At 70.4% G+C, this 23,864-nt stretch carries 23 protein-coding genes; 15 read left to right on the top strand and 8 right to left on the bottom strand.

The genetic code is table 11. The features are described 5' to 3' along the window. The first annotated feature begins 42 nt into the window (after positions 1 to 42). From cimA to BLR95_RS11010, 3 genes are read left to right on the top strand one after another with little or no spacing between them, the layout of a single operon-like run. Positions 43 to 1,641: a citramalate synthase gene (gene cimA / locus BLR95_RS11020; RefSeq protein WP_092619834.1), complete on the top strand. Its 1,599-nt coding sequence runs from the start codon at positions 43 to 45 to the stop codon at positions 1,639 to 1,641. After that, entirely contained in the window at positions 1,638 to 2,612 is a 975-nt protein-coding gene (locus BLR95_RS11015; RefSeq protein WP_092619831.1) for a DUF2927 domain-containing protein, read from the top strand. The genes cimA and BLR95_RS11015 overlap by 4 nt, the downstream gene beginning before the upstream one ends. After that, complete coding sequence (locus BLR95_RS11010; protein ID WP_245689465.1) at positions 2,602 to 3,360, top strand: RNA methyltransferase; 759 nt, start codon at positions 2,602 to 2,604, stop codon at positions 3,358 to 3,360. Before BLR95_RS11015 ends, BLR95_RS11010 begins: the two co-directional genes overlap by 11 nt. A 189-nt stretch (positions 3,361 to 3,549) precedes the next feature. Here the strand turns inward: BLR95_RS11010 and ettA are convergent, their stop codons facing one another. The 3 genes from ettA to BLR95_RS10995 all read right to left on the bottom strand — a co-directional run bounded on the left by ettA (position 3,550) and on the right by BLR95_RS10995 (position 6,942). Then, positions 3,550 to 5,232, bottom strand: a complete 1,683-nt coding sequence (gene ettA / locus BLR95_RS11005; protein WP_092619828.1) for an energy-dependent translational throttle protein EttA — start codon at positions 5,230 to 5,232, stop codon at positions 3,550 to 3,552. 114 nt (positions 5,233 to 5,346) lie between these two features. Then, a complete protein-coding gene (locus BLR95_RS11000) occupies positions 5,347 to 6,207 on the bottom strand; it encodes a hypothetical protein (protein ID WP_092619825.1) in 861 nt (286 codons plus the stop codon). A gap of 15 nt (positions 6,208 to 6,222) precedes the next feature. Beyond that, positions 6,223 to 6,942 (bottom strand): response regulator, encoded by a 720-nt coding sequence (locus BLR95_RS10995; protein WP_092619822.1) that lies wholly within the window; start codon positions 6,940 to 6,942, stop codon positions 6,223 to 6,225. A gap of 249 nt (positions 6,943 to 7,191) precedes the next feature. Between BLR95_RS10995 and BLR95_RS10990 the strand changes: the two genes are divergently transcribed. Genes BLR95_RS10990 through BLR95_RS10960 form a run of 7 tightly spaced genes read left to right on the top strand, consistent with a single transcriptional unit; the run spans position 7,192 to position 12,705 of the window. Next, positions 7,192 to 8,514 (top strand): PP2C family protein-serine/threonine phosphatase, encoded by a 1,323-nt coding sequence (locus BLR95_RS10990; RefSeq protein WP_092619819.1) that lies wholly within the window; start codon positions 7,192 to 7,194, stop codon positions 8,512 to 8,514. After that, the gene (locus BLR95_RS10985; RefSeq protein WP_092619816.1) at positions 8,511 to 8,966 is read left to right on the top strand and encodes an ATP-binding protein; all 456 of its coding nucleotides are present in this window, start codon (positions 8,511 to 8,513) and stop codon (positions 8,964 to 8,966) included. Before BLR95_RS10990 ends, BLR95_RS10985 begins: the two co-directional genes overlap by 4 nt. After that, on the top strand, positions 8,953 to 9,303 hold the full coding sequence (locus tag BLR95_RS10980; protein WP_245689464.1) for an STAS domain-containing protein: 351 nt from the start codon (positions 8,953 to 8,955) through the stop codon (positions 9,301 to 9,303). Before BLR95_RS10985 ends, BLR95_RS10980 begins: the two co-directional genes overlap by 14 nt. A gap of 53 nt (positions 9,304 to 9,356) precedes the next feature. Then, positions 9,357 to 10,166 (top strand): MlaE family ABC transporter permease, encoded by an 810-nt coding sequence (locus BLR95_RS10975; RefSeq protein WP_245689463.1) that lies wholly within the window; start codon positions 9,357 to 9,359, stop codon positions 10,164 to 10,166. Between the two features lie 14 nt (positions 10,167 to 10,180). Next, positions 10,181 to 11,014, top strand: coding sequence for an ABC transporter ATP-binding protein (locus BLR95_RS10970; RefSeq protein WP_092619810.1), 834 nt, complete (start codon positions 10,181 to 10,183; stop codon positions 11,012 to 11,014). 30 nt (positions 11,015 to 11,044) lie between these two features. Next, the gene (locus BLR95_RS10965) at positions 11,045 to 12,070 is read left to right on the top strand and encodes an MlaD family protein (protein ID WP_092619807.1); all 1,026 of its coding nucleotides are present in this window, start codon (positions 11,045 to 11,047) and stop codon (positions 12,068 to 12,070) included. Then, entirely contained in the window at positions 12,067 to 12,705 is a 639-nt protein-coding gene (locus BLR95_RS10960) for an ABC-type transport auxiliary lipoprotein family protein (RefSeq protein ID WP_092619804.1), read from the top strand. The genes BLR95_RS10965 and BLR95_RS10960 overlap by 4 nt, the downstream gene beginning before the upstream one ends. A gap of 580 nt (positions 12,706 to 13,285) precedes the next feature. On the opposite strand, the gene BLR95_RS10955 is transcribed toward BLR95_RS10960, so the two are convergent. The 3 genes from BLR95_RS10955 to BLR95_RS10945 are packed head-to-tail and all read right to left on the bottom strand — an operon-like array spanning position 13,286 to position 15,960. Beyond that, complete coding sequence (locus BLR95_RS10955) at positions 13,286 to 14,182, bottom strand: carbohydrate kinase family protein (RefSeq protein ID WP_143130983.1); 897 nt, start codon at positions 14,180 to 14,182, stop codon at positions 13,286 to 13,288. Continuing rightward, a complete protein-coding gene (locus BLR95_RS10950; protein WP_092619798.1) occupies positions 14,182 to 15,165 on the bottom strand; it encodes a mitochondrial fission ELM1 family protein in 984 nt (327 codons plus the stop codon). The genes BLR95_RS10955 and BLR95_RS10950 overlap by 1 nt, the downstream gene beginning before the upstream one ends. 18 nt (positions 15,166 to 15,183) lie before the next feature. Beyond that, positions 15,184 to 15,960, bottom strand: coding sequence for an enoyl-CoA hydratase/isomerase family protein (locus tag BLR95_RS10945; RefSeq protein ID WP_092619795.1), 777 nt, complete (start codon positions 15,958 to 15,960; stop codon positions 15,184 to 15,186). A gap of 108 nt (positions 15,961 to 16,068) precedes the next feature. Between BLR95_RS10945 and BLR95_RS10940 the strand changes: the two genes are divergently transcribed. Next, entirely contained in the window at positions 16,069 to 16,764 is a 696-nt protein-coding gene (locus BLR95_RS10940) for an orotate phosphoribosyltransferase (protein ID WP_092619792.1), read from the top strand. Positions 16,765 to 16,824: 60 nt separating this feature from the next. Here the strand turns inward: BLR95_RS10940 and BLR95_RS10935 are convergent, their stop codons facing one another. Continuing rightward, a complete protein-coding gene (locus tag BLR95_RS10935) occupies positions 16,825 to 17,292 on the bottom strand; it encodes a class I SAM-dependent methyltransferase (RefSeq protein WP_342719958.1) in 468 nt (155 codons plus the stop codon). A gap of 197 nt (positions 17,293 to 17,489) precedes the next feature. Then, positions 17,490 to 18,395, bottom strand: a complete 906-nt coding sequence (ubiA, locus tag BLR95_RS10930) for a 4-hydroxybenzoate octaprenyltransferase (RefSeq protein WP_218119538.1) — start codon at positions 18,393 to 18,395, stop codon at positions 17,490 to 17,492. A gap of 307 nt (positions 18,396 to 18,702) precedes the next feature. Between ubiA and BLR95_RS10925 the strand changes: the two genes are divergently transcribed. From BLR95_RS10925 to BLR95_RS10910, 4 genes are all read left to right on the top strand, one after another. After that, positions 18,703 to 19,530, top strand: coding sequence for a 16S rRNA (uracil(1498)-N(3))-methyltransferase (locus BLR95_RS10925; protein ID WP_092619786.1), 828 nt, complete (start codon positions 18,703 to 18,705; stop codon positions 19,528 to 19,530). A 49-nt stretch (positions 19,531 to 19,579) separates the two neighbouring features. Next, positions 19,580 to 20,935, top strand: coding sequence for a glutamate--cysteine ligase (locus BLR95_RS10920; RefSeq protein WP_092619784.1), 1,356 nt, complete (start codon positions 19,580 to 19,582; stop codon positions 20,933 to 20,935). A gap of 42 nt (positions 20,936 to 20,977) precedes the next feature. Continuing rightward, positions 20,978 to 21,313, top strand: coding sequence for a chorismate mutase (locus tag BLR95_RS10915; RefSeq protein WP_092619781.1), 336 nt, complete (start codon positions 20,978 to 20,980; stop codon positions 21,311 to 21,313). Between the two features lie 376 nt (positions 21,314 to 21,689). Next, a complete protein-coding gene (locus BLR95_RS10910; protein ID WP_092619778.1) occupies positions 21,690 to 23,690 on the top strand; it encodes a methyl-accepting chemotaxis protein in 2,001 nt (666 codons plus the stop codon). The last annotated feature ends 174 nt before the right edge of the window (positions 23,691 to 23,864 follow it).

Below are 23,864 nucleotides of genomic sequence, written 5' to 3'. Positions count from 1 at the left end.
ATACCGGAACCCGATACAAGAACAGGGCAAGCCCGAGCCACCATGAGCCAAAGCGACCGCGTCTACCTGTACGACACCACCCTGCGCGACGGCGCCCAGACCATGGGCGTCGATTTCTCGGCCGCCGACAAGGCGGCCATCGCCCGCGAGCTGGACGCCCTCGGCATCGACTACATCGAGGGCGGCTGGCCGGGCGCCAACCCGACCGACGACGCCTTCTTCGCCGCCCTGCCGGACCTCTCCCGGGCCCGCCTCGCCGCCTTCGGCATGACCCGCCGGGCCGGCCGCAGCGCCGCCAACGATCCCGGGCTGTCGGCGGTGCTCGGGGTGGGGGCGCCGGTGGTCACCCTGGTCGGCAAGACCTGGGACTTCCAGTGCAAGGTGGCCCTGGGCATCGACCCGGACGAGAACCGGCGCATGGTCGCCGACAGCGTCGCCCACGCCACCACCCGGGCCGGCGAGGTGATGTTCGACGCCGAGCATTTCTTCGACGGCTACCGCGACAATGCGGCCTATGCCCTGTCGTGCCTGGAGGCGGCGCTCGAGGCCGGGGCGCGCTGGGTGGTGCTGTGCGACACCAACGGCGGCACCCTGCCCGAGGAGGTGGAACGCATGGTCGGCGAGGTGACCGCCCGCCTGCCCGGCGACAGGGTGGGCATCCACTGCCACAACGACACCGCCACCGCGGTCGCCTCCAGCCTGGCCGCGGTGCGCGCCGGGGCGCGTCAGGTCCAGGGCACGGTGAACGGCCTGGGCGAGCGCTGCGGCAACGCCGACCTGATCGCCATCATCCCCAGCCTGATGCTGAAAATGGGCTTCGAGACGGGCCTCGCCGGGCCCGATCTGGCCCGCCTGACCCAGGTCTCGCGCAAGTTCGACGAGCGCCTGAACCGGGCCCCCAACCGCCACGCCGCCTACGTCGGCGAATCGGCCTTCGCCCACAAGGGCGGCCTGCACGTCTCGGCGGTGGAGAAGGACCCGCGCTGCTACGAGCACATCATCCCCGATCTGGTCGGCAACCGCCGGCAGATCCTGGTCAGCGACCAGTCGGGGCGTTCCAACGTGCTGTCGCGCTTCCGCGAGATCGGCATCGAGGTGGAGCCCGACAACCCCAAGATCGCCCACCTGCTGGAAGAGGTGAAGCTGCGCGAGTTCAACGGCTATGCCTACGACGGCGCCGAGGCCAGCTTCGAGCTTTTGGCCCGCGAGGTGCTGGACGAGGTGCCGGTGTTCTTCTCGCTCAATTCCTTCCGGGTCATCGACGAGCGGCGCTGGAACGCCAAGGGCGAGCTGATCACCCTGTCGGAGGCCACCGTCAAGGCGACCATCCACGGCCAGCAGACGATGACCGTGGCCGAGGGCAATGGCCCGGTCAGCGCGCTGGACACCGCCTTGCGGAAGATCCTCATTCCGGTCTATCCCACCATCGCCGGCCTCAAGCTGGTCGACTACAAGGTGCGCATCCTCAACCCGGACGCGGCGACCAACGCCGTCACCCGGGTGCTGATCGAAAGCGCCGACGACCGGGGCGGCCGCTGGACCACCGTCGGGGTGTCGTCCAACGTCATCGATGCCTCTTACATCGCCCTGCGCGATTCGGTGATTTTCAAGCTGATGCGTGACGGAGAAACCGGAGAGTGAGTGACGCGCCCGTTCCCCCCGATGGTCAGCCCGGCAAGGGGGCCCGCCATCCCGCCCTGGTGATCATCCGGGTGATTGTCTTTTCCATCGTCCTGCTGGTGGTGGCGATGGGCATCGGTCTGGTCGTTTCCGATCCCGAGGCGCGCAAGCGCCCGACCGTGGATCGGGTGAGCGAGCTGTTCGACAAGCTGGCCTTCTCCGGCTTCGGGGTGGACGGGCCGGACGGCGACGGACCCATCCTGAGGCGCTGGGAAGAGCCGGTGCGCATCGTCGTCATGGGGCCGCGCCACGCGGTGATGCGCGGTCAGGTGGAAAGCCTGGTCCAGGCCCTCGACGCGCTCGACAGCCTGGACGTGGCGGTGAGCACCAGCCTGCCCTTCGACCCCGATCCCGAGGCCCGCGCCGAGGCCCTGGCGGGGGGCAATCTTAGCGTCATCTCGGTGCCGGCCGGGGAACTGGAAGCCTTCATCGCCGCCCAGGGCTACGGCGGTGACACGGCGCGCCAACTGGCCAGCGCCCGCTATCCCTGCCTCGTCCTGGGAGCCGAGGCGGGGCTCCTCACCTCGGCCACGGTGTTCGTGCGCGATGGTCTGAACGACGGGCGCATGAACCGCTGCCTGTTGCACAAGGTGTCGTTCGCGCTGGGCCTGAACGTCGACGACGACACCTTCTTCGAGGCCTTCCAGCCGCTGCCCGAGGGCGGCGTGGAACTGTCGCCGGTCGGCCGCCTCGCCGTGGGCATGGTCTACGGCCCGACCTTCAGCCCCGGCATGGCCCGCGAACCGGCCCTGGAACAGGCGCGCCGCCTGCTGGAGCGCCTCGACATTCCCGACAGCGACCGCCCGGGCGACCGCCCGGTGCTTGCCCCGCCCGCCACTCCACCCACCACCCCGCCCGCCGACCCGGTGATTGCCCCGCCCGCCGCTCCACCCGCCACCCCGCCCGCCGAGCCGACCGCCGATGGCGCCTGAGACGCCGGCCGAGCCCGAACCGATGCCGGCGCCCGCCGTCATCCTGGTCCAGCCGCAACTGGCCGAGAACGTGGGCACCACGGCGCGGGCCATGCACAACTGCGGCCTGGGCGACCTGAGGCTGGTCGAGCCGCGCGAGGACTGGCTGGGCGACAAGGCGGTGGCCGCCGCCAGTGGCGCCGACGCCGTGCTGCGCGCCGCCCGCGCCTATCCGACCACCGCCGCCGCCGTGGCCGATCTGCACCGTGTGCTGGCCACCACGGCGCGGCGTCGGGACATGGTCAAGCCCCTGACCACGCCGCGCCAGGCGGCCCAGACGCTGGGCGGGGTGATCGCCGCCGGGCATCGCGCCGGGGTGCTGTTCGGGCCGGAGCGGGCCGGCCTGGGCAACGACGACGTGGCGCTGGCCGATGCCATCATCGAGGTGCCGCTCAACCCCGCCTACCGCTCGCTCAATCTGGCCCAGGCGGTGCTGCTGGTCGGCTATGAGTGGTTCCAGGCCCACGGCGGGCCGTTCGACATGGCGCCGCCGGCCTCCGACAGCCCGCCGGCCACCCAGGCCGACCTGGACAACCTGCACCACCACCTGTTCCGGGAGTTGGAAGACTGCGGGTTCCTGCGCTCGGAAGAGAAGAGGCCGGGCATGAAGCGCAACATCCGCAACATCTTCCAGCGCGCCGGGCTGAGCGTGCAGGAAGTGCGCACCCTGCACGGCATCGTCAAGGAACTGCGCCACGGCCGCAGGTGACCGTAATCGGCCCCGACCCTGGCCAGTCGGGGCCGATCCCGGGCGGCGCACGGCGCGCCGACCCAGGCGTGGGCGGCGCACGGCGCGCCGACCCAGGCGTGGGCGGCGCACGGCGCGCCGACCCAGGCGTGGGCGGCGCTCGGCGCGCCGATCCAGGCGTGGGCGGCGCTTGGTGCGCCGCCTGCCGGGTCAGCGGCTGATCGGCTTGTACTTCAGGCGGTGGGGCTCGGTCGCCTCGGCGCCCAGGCGGCGCTTCTTGTCGGCCTCGTAGTCCTCGAAGTTGCCCTCGAACCACTCCACGTGCGACTCGCCCTCGAAGGCCAGGATGTGGGTGGCGACGCGGTCCAGGAACCAGCGATCGTGGCTGATCACGATGGCGCAGCCGGGGAAGTCGAGCAGGGCGGCTTCCAGGGCGCGCAGGGTGTCGACGTCCAGATCGTTGGTCGGTTCGTCGAGCATCAGCACGTTGGCGCTGGACTTCAGCATCTTGGCCAGATGCACCCGGTTGCGCTCGCCGCCGGAAAGCTGGCCCACCTTCTTCTGCTGGTCGGCGCCCTTGAAGTTGAACTGGCCGACGTAGGCCCGGCTGGGCACCTTGCGGCCGTTGCCCAGGTCCACCTCGTCCTGGCCCTCGGCGATTTCCTCCCACACGGTGACGTCGGCCTTGAGGCTGTCGCGGCTCTGGTCGACGTAGCCCAGGCGCACCGTCTCGCCCACCTTGATGGTGCCCTGGTCGGGCTTTTCCTGGCCGCTGATCATGCGGAACAGGGTGGTCTTGCCGGCCCCGTTGGCGCCGATCACGCCGACGATGGCGCCGGGCGGGATGCGGAACGACAGATCGTCGATCAGGTAGCGGTCCTCGAAGGCCTTGCAGACGCCCTGGGCCTCGATCACCTCGTTGCCCAGGCGCTCCGGCACCGGGATGACGATCTGGGCGGTGCCGGGCGCCTTGTCGCGCGATTCGGCGACCAGGGCGTCGAAGGCGCTGATGCGCGCCTTGTTCTTGGTCTGGCGGGCCTTGGGGCTTTGCCGGATCCACTCAAGCTCGGCCGAGATGGTGCGCTGGCGGGCCTTTTCCTCGCGCGCTTCCTGTTCCAGGCGCTTCTGCTTCTGCTCCAGCCAGGACGAGTAGTTGCCCTGGTAGGGAATGCCGCGCCCGCGATCCAGTTCGAGAATCCAGCCGGTGACGTTGTCCAGGAAGTAGCGGTCGTGGGTGACCGCGACCACGGTGCCCGGGTATTCCTCCAGGAAGCGTTCCAGCCAGGCCACCGATTCGGCGTCGAGATGGTTGGTCGGCTCGTCGAGCAGCAGCATGTCGGGCTTGGAGAGCAGAAGGCGGCACAGCGCCACGCGGCGCCGCTCGCCGCCGGAGAGCTTGGTCACGTCGGCGTCGGGGGGCGGGCAGCGCAGGGCGTCCATGGCGATTTCCACCTTGCGCTCCATGTCCCAGCCGTCGGCGTTGTCGATCTTCTCCTGCACCTCGCCCTGGCGGGCGATCAGCTCGTTCATTTCCTCTTCGCTCATTTCCTCGGCGAAGCGGGCGCTCAGGGTCTCGAACTCGTCCATCAGGGCCTTCAACTCGCCAAGGCCGTCCATGACGTTCTCGATCACCGTCTTGTCCGGGTCGAGCTGCGGCTCCTGGGGCAGAAAGCCGACCTTGACCCCGTCGGCGGCCCAGGCCTCGCCGTTGATCTCCCTGTCGAGCCCGGCCATGATCTTGAGCAGGGTCGACTTGCCGGCGCCGTTGTAGCCCAGCACGCCGATCTTGGCGCCGGGCAGGAACTGCAGGTGGATGTTCTTCAGCACCTCGCGTCCGCCGGGGAAGGTCTTGCTGACCCCCTGCATGTGATAGATGTACTGGTGGGCGGCCATGGATGGCTCCTCGTGGCAAAGCGTCGGGACGGGTTGTCTGGATGGGGTGCTTGTAGCGCACCGGGCCCCAGGCTGCAAAGGGGGCTGCGATAGAGAGAGCGGTGGACGCGCCGCTCAGCCGCCGCCGTCGAGGCTGGCCACCTCGGCCTTCAGGCGCTGGATGATCGCAAGCTTGCCTTCGCCCAGGTTGCGGGCCAGCGTCTGGCGCGCCTCGGGGCCCATGGCTTCCGGGTCGATGGGGCGGATCAGGGCCGACAGCAGAAGGCGGGTGCGCCGCTCGTTGATCAGGTAGCCGCGCCCCAGGCCGAAGCTGCGGTCGGTTTCCGTCAGGTTGTAGTTCATCTTGGTGATGAAGGTGGCCACCTTGCCCCGGAAGTTGCGCCCGAAGTGGGTGATCAGGCGGTAGGCGGTTTCCTGGAGGATGGTCACCACCTCGGGCTGGCGTTCGAGGTCGGCCCAGTCGAAGGCCATGCCGGCCTGCTCGATCAGCCGGCCCTTGGCGCGTTCGCAGGCGCGCTCCTGCCGGGTCACGAACTCGGCCCCCAGCACCCCGTGGGCCCACTGGAAGAAGGCCGGCAGGGCCTGGCGCGGCAGGCGTTCCGGGTCGTCGCGGCCCAACTCGCCGCGCGGCGTCAGGCGGTCCTCGAACAGGCCGACCAGCAGGCGGTGGAAGGTATCGCCCCTGAGCTCGTTCATCAGCGCCGCGCGCTGCCATTCCCGGCATTCCACCATCAGGCTGTCCAGGTAGGCCTCGACGTTGCTGTCGCGGCGCATCAGGTAGGCCTGGATGGCCAACAGGTCGACCGCGCCGACCCGGCCATCGGGCATGGCCCGGGCCCGGTCGAGCACCGCCTCGGCATACAGGCGCATGGCCTCGCGCAGGGCGCGGACGCAGGGATTGAGCGGCGGGCCGTTGTCGGTCGCTGGCCTGCTGTCGGGGGTGTCGTCGGGTGGGGGAGGGGGATCGGCGGCCACGGGGCGGTGGGGTCCTTACGGCGACGCCTCGCCGAGGCCCAGGCGGGCCGCGGCGACCACCGCGCCGGTGCGGTTGGAGACCTTGAGCGCCTTCAGGATGGCGGTGACGTGCAGCTTCACCGTGCCCTCGGAGAGGTTGAGGGCGCGGGCGATCTCCTTGTTCGACTTGCCTTGGCCGAGCAGCGCCAGCACCTGGCGTTGGCGCGGCGTCAGGTGGGCTGGCACGCTGTCCTCGGCCGGCGGCTCGGGGATCACCGGGCGCGGCGGGGCGGCGGGGGCAGCCTCGGGCATTCGGTTGGCGGGCGGGGCGGTGCCGCCGGGCGTGGGCACCGGCGGCGGGTCGCCGACCAGGGCCGGGGGCAGGTAGATGCCGCCCGAGATGACCAGCTTGAGGGCGCCGATCATCACCTTCGAACTGCTGGTCTTGGGAATGAAGCCGGCGGCGCCCTGCTGCACCGTCTCGACCACCAGGTTGCGGTCCTCCGAGGCCGAGAGGATGACCACCGGCACCTCGCCCAGCCGCGCCTTCAGCGCCGCCAAGCCTTCCGACCAGTGCATGTCGGGCATGATCAGGTCGAGCAGCACGAGGTCCAGCGGCGGCCCCTGCCCGATCTGGTCCAGGGCTTCCTCGTAGGAGGCCGCCTCGACGATGGTCAGGTCCTCCTCGAGCCCGGCCAGGACCAGACGCAACCCGTCGCGGAACAGTTCATGATCGTCGGCGATCAGGATGCGCACACCCAGAGAACCCCCCTGCCAGTCACCCCCAAGGACCGCGCTCCCGGTCCCGAAGGGGGCCTGGCGCAATCACACCTTTCCGCGCCCCATTCCTGCCCGGGGATGCGGTGCCTCTGTGATCTTTCGGCGACCCTTATCCTATTCCATTGGCTTGGCAAGTGCGACCCTCATATGATGACGGTTGTCCAAGTCCTCCCGCCGGTTTCCTGAACGGGAAACCGGGAGGCGTGGCAGGGAAGGTCCGATCCGGTGACGATATCCGACCATCCGAGTGCCGGCGTGATCGACGCCGCCACCCCGCTGGCCCACCTCGACCTGATCGCCCAGGTGACGGCGGAGTTCGCCCACACCCGCGATCCCAAGGGCTCGATCCTCTCCGGCCTGGTCCGGGTGAGTCGCATCCTCGAGGCCGAGGCCAGCTCGCTGTTCCTGCTCTCCAGCGATGGGGCCTTCCTGGCCTGCGAGGCGTGTTATGGGCCGGTCGACATCACCGGCCTGACCTTCCCCGCCGACAAGGGGGTGGTCGGCCGCGCCGTGCAGACCCGCAAGGCCCAGCTGGTGCGCGACACCGCCGACGACCCCGACTTCGGCACGGTCGACGTGGACGGCCAGACCGGCTTCGTCACCCGCTCCATCCTGGTCGCCCCGATGGTGGTCGGCGATCAGGTGCTGGGGGCGCTGGAAATCATCAACAAGAGCGGCCCCGACCCGCTGTTCGGCCCGGCCGATCAGGCGCTGCTCGAGGTCATGTCGGCCGCCGCCGCGCTGGCCGTGCACAACGTGGAGCTGACCGAACGGCTGGTCGAGCAGGAACGGCTGACCACCGAGCTGCATCTGGCCGCCGAGATCCAGCGCAAGCTGCTGCCCGAGGCGGCTCCCGGCGACTTCCCGGTGCATGGCGTCAACGTGCCGGCGCGCGGCGTCTCGGGCGATTTCTTCGACATCATCGAGCGTCCCGACGGGCGCATCTGGTTCTGCCTGGGCGACGTCTCCGGCAAGGGCATGAACGCCGCCCTCCTGATGGCCAAGACCTCGGCCATCGTGCGCTGCCTGTGCAAGGGCGAGGACGACCCCGGGCGGCTGCTCGGCCAGATCAATCATGAGCTTTGCGAAACCGCCGGCCATGGCATGTTCGTCACCCTGGTGGTCGGGCTGTTCGACCCGGTCAGCGGCGAGGTGGCGCTGGCCAACGCCGGCCACGAGCCGCCGCTGCTGGTCAACCGGGGCGGCCGCCTGCTGCGCGAGCTGCCGGCCGAGGCGCCGCCGCTGGGCATCCTGGAGGACGCCGCCGGGCCCGAGGGCTGGCCGGTCAGCCGCTTCCTGCTCGGCCGCGGCAGCCTGTACGTGTTCTCCGACGGGCTGACCGAGGCCCGCCCGCCGGGGCGCCCGGCGGGCAAGCCGGGGGGCGCGCGCGAGATGCTGGGTCAGCAGGGGGCGTTGGCCCTGTTCGCCGAGTTGGCCCACCTCGACCGCCGCACCCGCCTGATGGCCCTGGTCGAGCAGGTCATGGTGCGCGACACCCCGGCCCACGACGATTTGACCGTGCTGGTCATCGAACAGGATCAGCCATGATCCCGCCCGTCCCGCCGCGCACCACCTCCGGCCATTTGCTGTGGCGCGGCCGGGTCGCCGCCCGGGCGGCCAATCTGGCCGACATCCGCCGCGCCGTGGCCGGCGCCCTGGAAGGATTGCCGGCCGGCCCCGACTGGCGGCACGATCTGGTGCTGGCGGTCGACGAGGCGTGCCAGAACATCGTGCGCCATGCTTATGGTGGAAAAGAAACCGGTGACATAGTAATTGAAATGGCCTGGAAGGATGACACGGTGATCGTGACCCTGGTCGACTTCGCCGACCCGGTGGATCCCCACTGTCTGGTGATCCGCGACCCGGCGGAGGTGCGGCCCGGGGGCCTGGGGCTGCATCTGATCCGCGAGGTGACCGACCGGGCGGAATTTTTGTCGCCGCCCGCCGGGGCCGGCAATCTGCTCAGGCTGATCAAGCGGTTCGACCGTGAAGGGGGATGACGAGGTGATGGAGCTGTCGGTCAACGATCACGGGAACTTCGCGGTGGTCCATCTGAAGGGCGATGTGGACCTGCAAACCTCGCCCCAGGTGCGCAAGGGCCTGCTCGGCCTGCTCGAGGACGGGCGCCGGCCGGTGGTCGACCTGTCGGCGGTGACCTACATCGATTCCTCGGGCATCGCCAGCCTGGTCGAGGCCTATCAGACGGCGCGCAAGAAGGGCCTGTCGTTCAGTCTGGTCCAGGTCAGCCCGGCCGCCATGCGGGTGCTGCAACTGGCCCGCCTGGACAAGGTCTTCACCTTCCACGACACCGTCGAGGCGGCGACGGTCGGCGCCTGATCCAGGCCGGCCCGCGCCCCCACCCCCACCCCCAGCGACAGGAGACGCCGCCCGTGTCCGCCCTTCCGGCCAGAGCGAGCGCCTTCCTGGACCGTCTTGGCCGGGCCACCCTGGGGGCGGTCTCCGAGATCGGTTTCGCCGCCGTGCTGCTGGCCGAAAGCCTGATGTGGGCGGTGGTCGGCCGGCGCCGCCGCCAGCCGGTGCGCCTGGGCCTGATCTTCGCCGAGGCCATGGAGGTCGGCGTCAAGGCCGTCCCCATCGTCACCATCATGGCCCTGACCATCGGCCTGATGCTGGCCATCCAGTCGATCTATGCCCTCAAGACCTTCGGCGCCGAAAGCCGCGTGGTGTTCGGGGTGGCCCTGTCGGTGGTCCGCGAGTTCGCCCCGCTGATTACCGGCATCCTGGTCGCCGGGCGCTCCGGCTCGGCCTTCGCGGCGCGCCTTGGCACCATGCGCATCAACCAGGAGATCGACGCGCTGACCGTGATGGGCATCAACCCGGTGCGCTTCCTGGTCGCCCCGGCCCTGTTCGGCACCCTGCTGATGGTCCCGGCGCTGACCGTGTGGGCCGATCTGGTCGCCCTGTTCGGGGCCGGTCTCTACATCACCCTGGAACTGGGCATGGACATGGCCGCCTACGCCGATCAGGTGATCGAGGTGCTGGCGGTCAACGACATCGCCCACGGCCTGGGCAAAAGCGCCCTGTTCGCGGTGCTGATCGCCCTCATCGGGGTGGTCAACGGGGCCCTGGTCAGCGGCGGCGCCGAGGGGGTGGGACGGATGACCACCCGCTCGGTGGTGCACGCCATCACCGCCATTGTCATTACAGACATGGTGTTCGCCTTCGTGCTGACCCGCTAGGAGGCATCAAGACCGTGTCCGCCGCCGCCCAGACCGCCGCCGACCCAGGCCCGGACAACGCCCCGGTGATCGAGGTGCGCGGGCTGGTCACCCATTATGGGCCGCGCAAGATCCTCGATGGCATCGACCTTGAGGTGCAGCCGGGCGAGATCCTGGTCATCATGGGCGGCTCGGGCTCGGGCAAGTCGACCCTGCTCAACCACCTGCTGGGCCTGCTGGTCCCCACCTCGGGGGCCATCCGGGTGCTCGGCGAGGACCTCAACGCCATCGACGGGGTGGCCCGCACCCTGCTGCGCCAGCGCCTCGGCGTGGCCTTCCAGGGCGGCGCCCTGTTCTCTTCGCTGAGCGTGCTCGAGAACATCATGCTGCCGCTCATCGAGCACACCCGGCTCGACCGCAAGACCATGGAGATCATGGCCCGCCTGAAGCTGGAGGTGGTCAACCTGGCCGGCTTCGAGCACCTGATGCCGGCCGAGCTTTCCGGCGGCATGATCAAGCGCGCCGCCCTGGCCCGGGCCATCGTCATGGACCCCAGGATCCTGTTCTGCGACGAACCCTCGGCCGGGCTCGACCCGGTGGTGGCGACCGCCATCGACCAGTTGATCCTCGATCTGCGCGCCGCCATGGGCATGTCTGTGGTGGTCGTCACCCACGAGCTGGAAAGCGCCTTCAAGATCGCCGATCGCATCTGCGTGCTGGATCGCGGCAAGGTGCTGGCCGTGGACACGGTGGCGGCCATCCGGGCCAGCGACCATCCGCGCATCCGCAACCTGCTCAATCGCCAGGGGGAGGACCCCGATCTCGACGTCGATGCCTACCTGGAGCGCTTGACCGGCATCGATCTCTGAACCCACGGGAAGCCAGGACAACGGGGCGCCATGAAAACCTCTCGCATCAACTACGTCATGGTCGGCGGCTTCGTGCTGGCCATGCTCGCCGTGCTCATCGTCGCCCTGTCGCTGATGACCGGGCGGGTCGGCGGCACCCGCACCTACTACACCTACTACGACAACGTGGGCGGGGTGAAATACGGCACCAAGGTAACGGTCGAGGGCTTCCCGGTCGGCCAGGTGGCCGAGATCATTCCCGAGGTCGAAAGCCCCGGCACGGCGCCCCGCTTCAAGCTGCGCCTGGAGGTGGCCGAGGACTGGGTGCTGGCCTCCGACAGCCTGGCCCGCATCGCCGCCTCGGGCCTGCTGGCCGCCGTGGCCATCGACATCAAGGCCGGCGAGAGCGGCAAGCCGATCCCCGAGGACGGCGTCATCCCCTCGCAGCAGCGGGCCAACATGTTCGCCGCCCTCAACGAGGTGGCCTCGGAAATCACCGACCTCTCCCAGTCGTCGATCCGCCCCCTGTTGCAGAACCTCAACAACTATGTCGAGGCGCTGGGCGGCTCGCTGGTCGGCGACGCCCCGACCATCGTCGCCGACCTCAAGACCGCCGCCGCCGCCCTGGCCGAGAAGGTGCCGGAAATCAGCCAGTCGGTGGCCTCGTTCTCGCGCAACCTGGATCAGGACGTGCTGGGCCAGGGCAACCGCGACTCCCTGCGCAGCACCATCGAGAACACCCGCGTCGCCGCCGAAACCTTCGCCGCCCTGGCGCGGGACCTGCGCGACCTCAAGGGCGAGGTGGCGACCACCGTCGCCACCCTGGAACGCATGATCGGTAAGGCCGACCAGACCATGACCGGGGTCGCCGAGATGGTCGACGGCAATCAGGTGGCGGTGACCGACACCATCGAGGAAATGCGCTACACCATGAAGGCGATCAGCCGGCGCATCGACACCATCACCTACAACCTGGACGGCACGGCCCGGAACATGTTTGAGTTCAGCCGCTCCATCAGGCAGAATCCGGGCCTTCTCCTGGGCGGCTCGCCGCCCGCCGACGAGGCCAGCCAGTGACCGACCCGCGCCACCCGCTCCGCTCTCGCCTGCCGCTCGCCGGGCTTCTGCTGCTCGGCCTGCTGACCGCCGCCTGCACCCAGCCGCCGGTGCCGCGCGACACCTTCTATCGTCTCGACCCGCCGGTGCCCCAAAGGACCCAAGCCGCGTCGCAAACCGCGCCCCTGTTCAACGGCGTGGTCGAGGTGGGGCGCTTCACCGCCGATGGCGTGGTCGGCGAACGCTCGCTGGCCTTCTCGGAAAAAGGCGGCGAGCTGACCCGCTACAGCTACCACTACTGGGCCGAGCCGCCGACCGACCTTCTGCAACGCGCCCTGGCCGACCACCTGCGCGCCAGCGGCCTGTTCAGCCAGACCGTGACCCCCGAACTGCGCGTCCCCGCCGCCTACGAAGTCCAGGGCCGGGTGCGCCGCTTCGAGCAACTGCGCGGCGGCGAAACCACCCGCGTCGCCCTGTCGCTCAGCCTGTCACTGACCGATATCCACCACGGCCGGCTGATCCACCTCGGCACCTACGACAGCGAACAACCCGCCGCCGATGCCTCGCCGGCCGCCGCCGTCGCCGCCCTGCGCACCGCCACCGCCGAGGCCTTCCAACGCTTCACCGCCGATCTGCGACAGGCGGGCGCGCAGTAGGGCCGCCGCGTGGCGGCGACTTGGGGCGCTGCCCCAAACCCCGCCGGGGAGGCCTCGGGCCTCCCCGGACCCCACCATGACCTTGCCGAGCGCGCGGCGCGGCCTGTGCCACGGGGTGGGAGGGGTTCTCGGCAGGCCAGCGAAGCTGGCCTGCAACCAAACCACCGGCTGCCCGCGTCAATGGGGCCGCCGCGTGGCGGCGACTTGGGGCGCTGCCCCAAACCCCGCCGGGGAGGCCTCGGGCCTCCCCGGACCCCACCATGGCGTTGTCGAGCGCGCGGCGCGGCCTGTGCCACGGGGTGGGAGGGGATTTCAGCAGGCCAGCGAAGCTGGCCTGCAACCAAACAACCGCCTGTCAGCGTCAAGGCAGCCCGCGCATGACGGGTGTATTGTCGTTTTGTGGTTCCGCAGGCCGGCGCAGCCGGCCTGCTTTCAACCCCGCCAGCGCCATCCACAGCACAGGCGTGCTGCGCGCCAACGAATTGGCGGGGTCCGGGGGGACCCTGTCCCCCCGGCGGGGGTCTGGGGGCGGAGCCCCCGTTTTGCCTTGGGACGTGCGTGGAGCTTCGCCTCCCCCCCCCTATCCGATGTCCAGATACGCTTCGGTACGTTTCAGCAGTTCGGCCATGCGGGTGGGGGCCCAGGCCACGGCCTGGTTCAGGGGCAGGCCTTCGACGACCCGGAAGTAGGCGGTGGCGGCGACGATCAGGTCGCCGGCGCCGAGGGTGTTGCCGGTCACTGGCAGGGACTGTCCGGCGACGGGTGTGGGTGGGGTTTCCGGCTGGTGCAGGGTCAGGCCCTGGGCTCCGGCGGTGACCACCAGCGGCAGTTTCAGGGTATCGGCGGCGCCTTGTGGGCTGCTGACCTTGAGCAGGTCGCACAGGGCCTGGGCTTCGTCGTGGTTCATGAAGGCGGCTTCGGCGCCCGGGGCGGCGTGGGCCAGCCGGGGCAGGCGGCGGGCCCGGGCCTCGGAGTTGACGGCCAGGAAGAGGGGCAGGTTGGCGGCCAGGGTACGTTGGGCGATGTCGCGGCACAGGGCGTCGTCGAAGGCGAGGGTGAGGATGACGCCGTCGATGCCGTCCAGGGCCGCCTCGATGATCGCCTCGGGGAGGCGGATGGCCGGTCCCACGTTGTTGCCCAGGGAGCGGACCAGATCGCCGTCCTCGAACCAGCCGACGAAGATGGAGTCGGCCAGATCGGGTTGCTGGTGGAGCACTGCCTCGATGCCGGCGTCGGTCAGGGCGTCGCGGAACAGGCGGGCCAGCGGGCCATCGTTGACGGCTGCCAGCAGGCGGGGCTCGGTTTCGTGGGCCTTGAGGTCGGCCGCCATGTTGAAGGCGCCGCCGCCGGGCCGTGCCGCCACCCGGCCCTTGCGGCGTTTGGCGGTGCCGGGCTCGGTGGGCTCGGCGGTGACGTCGAGGTTGAGCGAGCCGCAGCACAGCAGGCGCGGCCGGTCGGGGCGCGCGCCGGTGTTCATCAGGCCCACCCCAGGCGCATCAGGAGCGCCTCGACCACCTGGCCGGTGGGATCGAGGCGGGGCGGCTCGGCGTCCAGCCTGACCGGCGCCCCCAGCGGGGCGGCCATGCCGGTGGCGTAGAGGGTCTGGTGGAGGCGGCGGTGCTTGGCCCGGGTCATGGCCGGGGGGGCGAACAGGCGGACCGGGTGGCCGCTGGCGCAGGCCTCGCAGACCATGGACACCGAATCGCCGGTGACCACCAGCACGTCGGCCCAGGCCAGATAGCCGAAGTAGGGGTTGTCGGCGTCGGTGCGGTCCCAGCGGAACAGGTGGTCGGGTGGCGGCAGGGCGGCCAGCAGGTCGTCGGCCGCCGCGCCGGTGCGCCGCGAGGTGGTGACCATCAGGCTGCCGCCCAGCTCCTGGCACAGGGCCTTCACGGCCCCGGCCAGATCGCGGGCCAGGGCCGGGGTGAACGGCTTGCCCTTGGTGCCGCCGCCGACGATCAGCGCGATGCGGGGGGCCGGCAGGTCGCCCAGGGGCTGCGCCCAGGCGGCGCGGGCGGCCTCCAGGTGATCCGGTGTCACCCGGTGCGGGGCGCCCAGCAGGCGCATCACGTTGGGCGGCGGGTTGGCGAGCCTGTCGTGCTCGGGCACGGCGATCATCTCGAAGCTGCCGGCGCCGGCGTGGCCGGGCCACATGATCTGGGCCAGCCGGGTGGCGCCGATGCTTTGCCGCTTGATCCAGCGGGCCAGCGGTGCGGTGCGGCGCCCGGCGCCGATGACCAGGGCCGGCCAGGGCGGGGCGAGGTCGGCCTCGGCCAGCCCCAGGCGGGAGGCGCCGCGCAGCCGGTTGGGCAGGGCGGCGAGGCGGCTGTAGGCGATGTCCTTGCGCACCACCCTGCGGCCGGTGCGGGCGGCCAGCGCCTCGCCGACGCCCAACGCCTGGGCGACGTTGCCGGCCCGGTCGTCGGCCAGCACCCAGATGTCGTCGCTGGTTTGCGTCATGTCCACGCGGCGGGGGCCCTAGCTGGCGGTGAAGTCGGGGCGGCGCTTGTCGCGGAAGGCGGCCAGCCCTTCCGCGTAGTCGTTGGTTTCGAGGAAGCGGTAGGCCTCGCCCAACTCCTCGGGCGGCACCTGGGCGGCGGCGGTCAGGCGGCGGACGAACTGCTTGTGCCAGCGGTTGACCAGCGGCGCCCCCTCGGTGATGCGGTGGACCCGGGTGGCCACTTCCTCGTCCAGCGCCTCGTCGGCGAAGACCTGGTTGAGCAGGCCCATTTGCTGGGCCTCGGCGGCGCCGACGATGCGGGCTTCCAGCAGCAGCTCCAGCACCTGGGCGGGGCCGCAGTGGGCGAGCAGGCCGGCCAGCTCGGGGTGCGCCATGACCACGCCGATGCGGTTGATCGGCACCCCGAAGCGGGCTCCTTCATTGGCGTAGCGCAGGTCGGCCATGGCGGCCAGTTCCAGCCCGCCGCCGACGCAGGTGCCGCGAATGCGGGCCACCACCGGGTGCGGACAGTCGCGCACGGCGGCCAGGGCGCGGCGCATCACCAGATCGTAGTCCTTGGCCTGCTCCGGGGTGGCGCGCACGGTGTCGAACTCGTCGATGTCGGCCCCGGCGGCGAAGGCCTTGCCGGCCCCGGTGAGGATGACGCAGCGCACCGAGTCGTCGCCGGCCAGGGTCTCGAAGTGCTCGGCCAGGCCTTGCCACATGGGCAGGGTCAGGGCATTGAGGCGCTCCGGCCGGTTGAGGGTGACGGTGGCCAACGGGCCGTCGCGGGTGAGGTCGATCAGGCCGGACATGGCGGGCTCCGAAGGTTGGGGGCGGCAAGCCGATTGAGGCGCCCGAGATTTACCCCTAAACAGGGGAGCACGCAAACACCGCCCGTCTCTGCTTCAAGGAGCCCCCCCATGGATCGCCCCGCCCATTCCCCCGACCACAAGGCCGCCGGCCTGACCGTGGCCCGCATCCTGTGGGAAATCGGCGCAGTCAACTTCCGGCCCGAGGACCCCTATACGCTGACCGCCGGCTGGGCCTCGCCGGTCTACATCGACTGCCGCAAGGTGATCAGCTTTCCGCGCGCCCGGCGCCGCATCACCGAGCTGGCCCGCGCCGCCATCGAGCGGGAGATCGGCTTCGAGCGCCTGGATGCCGTGGCTGGCGGCGAGACGGCCGGCATCCCCTACGCCGCGTGGCTGGCCGACGCCCTGATGCTGCCCATGCTGTACGTGCGCAAGAAGCCCAAGGGCTTCGGCCGCATGGCCCAGATCGAGGGCGACATGGCCGAGGGCGCGCGGGTCCTGCTGGTCGAGGATCTGGCCACCGACGGCGGCAGCAAGCTGACCTTCACCCGCGCCCTGGACGAGGCCGGGGCGGTCTGCCATCACGCCTTCGTGGTGTTCTTCTACGGCGTCTTCCCGGGCGCCCTGGGCAGCCTGGAGGAGGCCGGGGTCAGCCTGCACTATCTGTGCAACTGGTGGGACGTGCTGGAGGTGGCCGAGCATGACGGCCGCTTTGACCGCGAGACCCTGGACGCCGTGCGCGCCTTCCTCAAGGACCCCATTGCCTGGAGCGCCGCCCACGGCGGTCGTGGCGCCGAAGGGTAAGAAGTCGGCCGTGGCGCCGAGGCGTAAAGAGTCGGCCGGGGCGCCGAGGGGGAGACGGGATCATCCCTCGGGCGCGGCCATCTCGTAGACCGTGGTGTGTCGGACGGTCCGGTCCTCCAGGTCGAGGTCGGTCGGCACGTCGTAGGCGGCCAGGGCTTTCAGGCCGGTTTTCGGCAGGTAGGCCCGGCCCGGGTCGGCGAGCAGCACCCGGGCGCCCTGGGCCACCCGGGCGCCCAGCCAGGCGGTCAGGCGTTCGGCGGTGGGGCGCTCGTAGCAGATGTCGGCGGCCAGGATCAGGTCCCAGTCGGATGACGCGCCCAGGGCATCGTCGAGCCCCACCACCGACAGCCGGTTGGCTTCGGCGTTGAGGTCGAGGGCGAGGCGGGCGAAGGGGTCGATATCGGCCCCGGTGACGCGCCCGGCGCCGGCCCTGGCGGCGGCCAGGGCGACCAGCCCGCCGCCGCAGCCCAGGTCGAGCACGCGCCGGCCGGCGACCACCCGCGGATGATCCAGCACGAAACGGGCCAGCGCCTGCCCACCGGCCCAGGCGAAGGCCCAGTAGGGCGGCGGCAGGCCCTTTTCGGCCAGGGCGTCCTCGCTGGCCTGCCACAGCTCCAGCGCCCGGTCGGCCAGATGCAGCCGGATCTCCGGAACCAGCGGCGCGCTGCCCAGGCGCGTCTGGGCGCGGATGAAGGCGGCCCGGTCGAACGGCGTGTCGGCCAGGGTCAGCCGCCCCCTTGCAGGGCGCCGACCACGATGGCCAGCAGGACCAGGGCGCCGAAGTGGCGGTTGGACTTGAAGCGGGTCAGGCAGTTCAGGCCATGGTCGATGTCCACCGTCGCCACCTGCCAGACCAGATGCCCGCCGGCCACCGCCAGCAGCGGGTAGAACAGCCAGCCCATGCCGGCGGCGGCGCCGGCCAGGGCGATCAGGGCCAGACAGGCGGCGTAGGAGAAGACCAGGAAGGGCACGGTGCGTCCGCCCAGGGCCAGGGCCGAGGACTTGACCCCGATCAGCGCGTCGTCCTCCTTGTCCTGGTGGGCGTAGATGGTGTCGTAGCCCAGGGTCCAGAAGATGCCGGCCACATAGAGGATCAGCGCCGGCCAGCCCAGGCTGCCGGTGACGGCGGTCCAGCCGACCAGGGCCCCCCAGTTGAAGGTCAGGCCCAGCCACAGCTGCGGCCAGTAGGTGATGCGCTTCATGTAGGGGTAGGGGAAGACCAGCATCAGCGACGCCGCGCCCACCGCGATGGCCCAGGTGTTGAGCTGCACCAGCACCCCCAGCCCGACCAGCAACAGGCCGATCAGGAAGAGCAGGGCGGCCTGCACGCTGACCTGTCCGCTGGGGATGGGCCGGCCGGCGGTGCGCGCCACCTTGCCGTCCACATGGCGGTCGGCCAGATCGTTGACCACGCAGCCGGCGCCGCGCATGACCACCGAGCCAATGACGAACAGGATCATCAGCCCCAGGTGCGGCCAGGCGCTGCCGGCGGCCGGCGCGGCGAGGGCGGTCGACCACAGGCAGGGGAACAGCAGCAGCCAGGTGCCGATCGGCCGGTCGAGCCGCATCAGCTTCAGGTAGGGGCGGGTGAACGGCGGGGCCTGGCGGTCGATCCAGGTGTCGGTCGGCATGTCGCCGATCAGGTTGGGGCCGTCCAGGTCGGGGCCGCCCGGGTTGTCGGCTGGGGTGGGGTCGCTTGACGGCGCGGCGCCGGGCGCGCCACTTTCAGGCGATGCCTTTCGAGGCGTTTCCCCGGGCGCTCCGTTGGGCGATGCCGGCTGCGTGGCGCCGGAGGCGTGGGTCTCCGCCATCGGTGTCTGATCCCCCTCGCTGCCGCCGCTGTGCCGGCGGGTATGGATTGGCCCGGACGCGGGCGGGGGGACTTTACGTCGCCCGTGGCGGCCGGCTCAAGGGGGCAGTGGTTAACAGGAGGGCGGGATGACAGGCCGCGAGGACGAGGGCGAGGGCGACGACGGGAACGGGAACGGGGGCGAGGGCGCGGCGGCGCGGCCGCGCCTGCGGCTGTGGCTGGACGCGCCGCTGGCCGAGGGGGCCGAGGTGCCGCTGAGCCCGGCCCAGACCCACTATCTGGTCAGCGTCATGCGGCGCGGCCCGGGCGACGCGGTGGCCCTGTTCAACGGCCGCGATGGCGAATGGCGGGCGCGCCTCGCAACCCTGGACCGCAAGCGCGGCGGCACGGCTTGCCTCGAGGTCAGGATGCGCCCGCCGCACCCCGAGCCGGGGCCGTGGCTGCTCATCGCCCCGGTCAAGCGCCAGGCCCTGGACCTGACGGTCGAGAAGGCCACCGAGCTGGGCGCCGGGCGCCTGCTGCCGGTGCTCACCCGGCGCACCAACAGCCAGCGGGTGAAGACCGACCGGCTGCGCGCCATCGCCACCGAGGCGGCCGAGCAGTGCGGCCGTCTGACCGTGCCCGAGGTGGCCGAACCCCAACCGCTGCCCGAGGTGCTGGCCGACTGGCCCGCCGGGCGGCGTCTGCTGCTGCTTGACGAGACCGGCGGCGGGCGGCCGCTCGGCCACTGCCTGGAGCGGGCGGACGCTGCCGATCCGGTGGCCTTCCTGGTCGGGCCGGAGGGCGGCTTCGACAACTCCGAGCTTGACGCTGTGCGGCAACTGCCGTTTGTTCAACCAGTTGATCTGGGCCCGCGCATCCTGCGCGCCGAGACCGCCGCCCTGGCCGCCCTGGCCGCCTGGCAGGTGTTGGCTGCCGGGCGCGGCGGTTTGCGTTCGTCTGACCTGTCCGCCTGACCTGTCCGCCTGACTTGTCCGCCCCCCTTGCCTGCGTGGTTGTTCGCCGATGCCTGACACCTCTCCTCCCATCAGCGGCAAGGCCGATCTGGTCGGCTTTCTGGAGTCGGGCGCCAAGCCGGCTGATCAGTGGCGCATCGGCACCGAGCACGAGAAATTCGCCTACGACCTGGAAACCCTGGGCCCGGTGCCCTACGACGGGCCGCGCGGCGTCAAGGCCCTGCTCGAGGGGCTCTATCCGCACGGCTGGGAGCCGGTTTACGAGGGCGACAACGTGATCGCCCTGAAGAGCGACCACCACAACTCGGTGTCGCTGGAGCCCGGCGGGCAGGTCGAGCTGTCCGGGGCGCCCCTGAAGAATCTCCACCAGACCTGCGACGAGGTGACCAGCCATCGGCGCATCGTCAAGGAAGTGGGCGCGGCGCTGGGCATCGGTTTCCTCGGCCTGGGCTTCCACCCGGCCTGGAAGCGCGAGGACATCCACTGGATGCCCAAGGGGCGCTACGCCATCATGCGCCGCTACATGCCCACCGTGGGCAGCCTGGGCCTGGACATGATGCTGCGCACCTGCACCGTGCAGGTGAACCTGGATTTCGCCGACGAAGCCTCGATGGTCGAGATGTACCGCGTCTCGGCCGCCCTGCAACCGGTGGCCACGGCGCTGTTCGCCAACTCGCCGTTCACCGAGGGCGGGCCCAACGGCTACCTGTCGTACCGCATGCACATCTGGACCGACACCGACGCGGACCGCTGCGGCATGCCCGAGTTCGTGTTCGAGGACGGCTTCGGCTTCGAGCGCTACGTGGACTACCTGCTCGACGTGCCGATGTACTTCGTCAAGCGCGAAGGCCGCTACATCGACGCCGCCGGCCAGTCGTTCCGCGACTTCATGGCCGGCAAGCTGCCCGCCCTGCCCGGCGAACTGCCGACCATGGCCGATTTCGAGGATCACCTGAGCACCGTCTTCCCGGACGTGCGCCTGAAGCGCTACCTGGAGATGCGCGGCGCCGACGGCGCCCCGTGGAGCCGCCTGTGCGCCCTGCCGGCCCTGTGGACCGGGCTGCTCTACGATGCCCAGTCCCGCGGCGCGGCGCTGGAGCTGATCGCCGGCTGGACGGCCGAGGACCGGGCCCACCTGCGCCGCGAGGTGCCGCGTCTGGGGCTGGCCACGCCGTTTCGCGGGGCCACGGTGCGCGAACTGGCGCTGACCGTGCTGGGGCTGGCCCGCGAGGGGTTGGCCCGACGCAACATCCCCAGCGCCCTGGGCAACGACGAGCAGCACTATCTGGACCCGTTGCAGAAGGTCGCCGACAGCGGCCAGACCCCGGCCGAGGAGTTGCTGGAGGCATTCCATGGCCGATGGACCGGCACGGTCTGCCGGGTGTTGGAGGAATACGGCTACTGAGGCCGGACAACGGCCCACACTTCCAGGAGGTTCGACCAAGCGATGACCCAGCCCGCCGGAAAGGCCCGCATCTGCCGTTCGCTGGACGAGGTGCGGGCCGAAATCGACCGACTTGACCGTCTGATCGTGCCCCTGCTCGCCGAGCGGGCCGGCTACGTGGCCCAGGCCGCCGGCTTCAAGCCAACCCGGGCCGACGTGGTGATCCCGGCGCGCATCGAGGACGTGGTCGCCAAGGCCCGCGAAACGGCGCGCGGTTTGGGGATGGACCTGACCCTGATCGAGGACATCTATCGCAGCCTGATCGATGCCCACATCCGGTTCGAGCAACGCGAGTGGGACTTGCGAAACGCTCCAGTCAGCCAATCCTGTGGTGGTTAATCCCGTTCTTTTTCAACGCACAATGGCGGCGATCCAGGTTTCCCCGACGATCTGGCAATGCTAGTGTCACCGCTGTGGACCTTGTGTTGAAGCGGCGAGTGCCCGGGATTGAATGCCTGACCGACATTCCGGCGCCGGCCGTGCCCCCCGTGACACGCCGACCCAGTCTCTCTTCACCCGCCGTGGCTTAAAGAATACCACCTGATCGGAACGCCTCGCCGTTCCGGACAGGGGGGCGTTGCTGTTTTCAAACGAAAGCATGGCGCGTTCGCGCCCGGCCGGCAAAACGCCGTCGCGATGAAAGGCGCGGCGTTTGCGCAAAAGGGGGCCCCGGCCGCACCCGCGACCGCGTCATCAACCAACGAGGTGATAGGTCATGGCCTTCCGCTTGCGCATCAATGGGCGCGTTTATCTGGGCTTCGGAATTGTCCTGTTGTTCCTGGTGGTGGTGTCGGCCACCTCCCTGTGGGTTTTCCAGTCCGTTTCCTCCCGCTTCTCCGGTTACGCCGACGCCGCCATCCTGGCCGTTGATTCGATCCAGCTCGACCGCGACGTGGCCCGACTGGATCGCCGGGTGACGGAGTATCTCGATACCCCCGACCCGGCGCTTGCCGAGGAACTGCAAGCCAACAGCGCCGAATTGGCGGCGGACCTGGACGAACTGGCCACGGTTGCCAAGGGCCAGCCTCAGGAAGTGCACGTCACCTCGTTGCAGGCCGCCCTGGCGGCCTATCAGGAAAGCCTGGGGCCGGCGCTCGAATTGGCGGCCGAGCGCGACGAGGTGGTCCTGCGACGCATGGTTCCGGCCGGCGCCGAGTTGATCACCAAGGCCGAGCAGCACATGACCCAGGCGCAGGCCGGCGATTCGCTCATCCGTCTGGCCCATGCCGCCGCCCTGGCCGGCGAGATTCACAAGGCCCAGGCGGCCACCGTTGCCTTCATACGCAGCCGCTCGGAAGAGCACTTCAACCTGGTCTGGGAGCATCTGCTGCAGGCCGAGGACCATCTTTACGATCTGACCGACGAGTTGGACGCGGCGGGCCGCTCCGACGACGCCATGATCGACCTCTACGACGGCTACGTGAACGAGTTGAACACCCTCTCCGGGTTGCTCGGCCAGCTCACCTCGCGCGAGCAGGAGTTGGCCGACTACGGCGATCTCATCGTCGGTGCCGCCGAGGCGGTGGTCGATGGGTCGTTGAAGCAGGCCGCCGCCATTCGCGCCGAGACCCGCCGGGAACTGGACAACGCCTTCCTGGTGGTCAGCGGGGTGGGCGGGGTGTCGCTGGTGCTGGGTCTGCTTGCCGCCTTCCTGATCGCCCGCGGCATGGTCGGCCCGCTGGAAGCGATGACGGCCGCCCTGAAGCGCCTCGCCGGCGGTGACCACGAGGCCGAGATCCCGGCCAAGGAACGCACCGACGAAATCGGCGACATGGCCGCGGCGGCCCAGGTCTTCAAGGACAACGCCATCGAGGTGGAGCGTCTGCACGCCGCCGAGGAAGCCCAGCGGCTCCGGGTCGAGCAGGAACGTCGGCGGGCCGTGCGCCAGATGGCCGACGAACTGGAACAGTCGATGGGCGGCATGATCAAGGGCATCGGCGAGGCGGCCAGCGACATGCAGGGCGTGGCCCGGTCGATGGCCGAAAACGCGGTCGACACGGTTGGCCGGGCCGACAGTGTCGCCCAGTCCACCGGCGAGGCCGCCGCCAGCGTGGAAACCGTGGCCTCGGCGGCCGAGGAACTCTCCGCCTCGATCGGCGAGATCGGCCAGCAGGTTTCGCTGTCCACCCAGATCGCGCGCGATGCCGTCAGCCGGGCCGGCCAGGCCACCCAGGAGGTGCGTGGCCTGCTCGATCAGGCCAACCGGATCGGCGAGGTGGTCAAGCTGATCACCGACATCGCCGAACAGACCAACCTGTTGGCGCTGAATGCCACCATCGAGGCGGCGCGGGCCGGTGATGCCGGCAAGGGCTTCGCGGTGGTCGCCGGCGAGGTGAAGAACCTCGCCACCCAGACCGGCAAGGCGACCGACGAGATCAGCGAGCAGATCGAGGCGGTGCAGACGGCGTCGGCCTCGGCCGCCCAGTCGATCGAGGACATCGCCCAGGTCATCAATCGCATCGACGAGATTGCCCAGGCCATCTCGGCGGCGGTCGAAGAGCAGGGCGCGGCGACCCGGGAGATCGCCGACAGCACCCAGCGCGCCTCGGGCAGCACGCACACGGTCAGCGATCACATCGGGGGCGTGCGTGGCGCCGCCCAGGAAACCGGAGAGGGGGCCGAGAAGGTGCTCTCCGCCGCCGGTCAGCTGGGGGTCCAGGCCAACAACCTGCGCAGCCGTCTGAACGATCTGGTGAGCACCCTGCGCGCCAACTGATCGCCGGCTTTCGGGCAACAAGCAAAAGCAAGCACAAACAAAAAACCCCGGCCGTCAATGGCCGGGGTTTTTCCGTTGTTCTAGAGCGGTGAGCCTTTAATCTGACGCATATCCGGCGTGCTTGAGGTAGTTCCAGCATTCGTCTGGAGTGTAGAGGTCGCAGATATCGCCGAG

Origin of the sequence: Roseospirillum parvum, from assembly GCF_900100455.1 — a bacterium.
Taxonomy (GTDB): Bacteria; Pseudomonadota; Alphaproteobacteria; order Rhodospirillales; family Rhodospirillaceae; genus Roseospirillum; species Roseospirillum parvum.
Note: the sequence above shows the minus strand (reverse complement) of the source record. Positions and strands in the feature narration are given on the sequence as shown.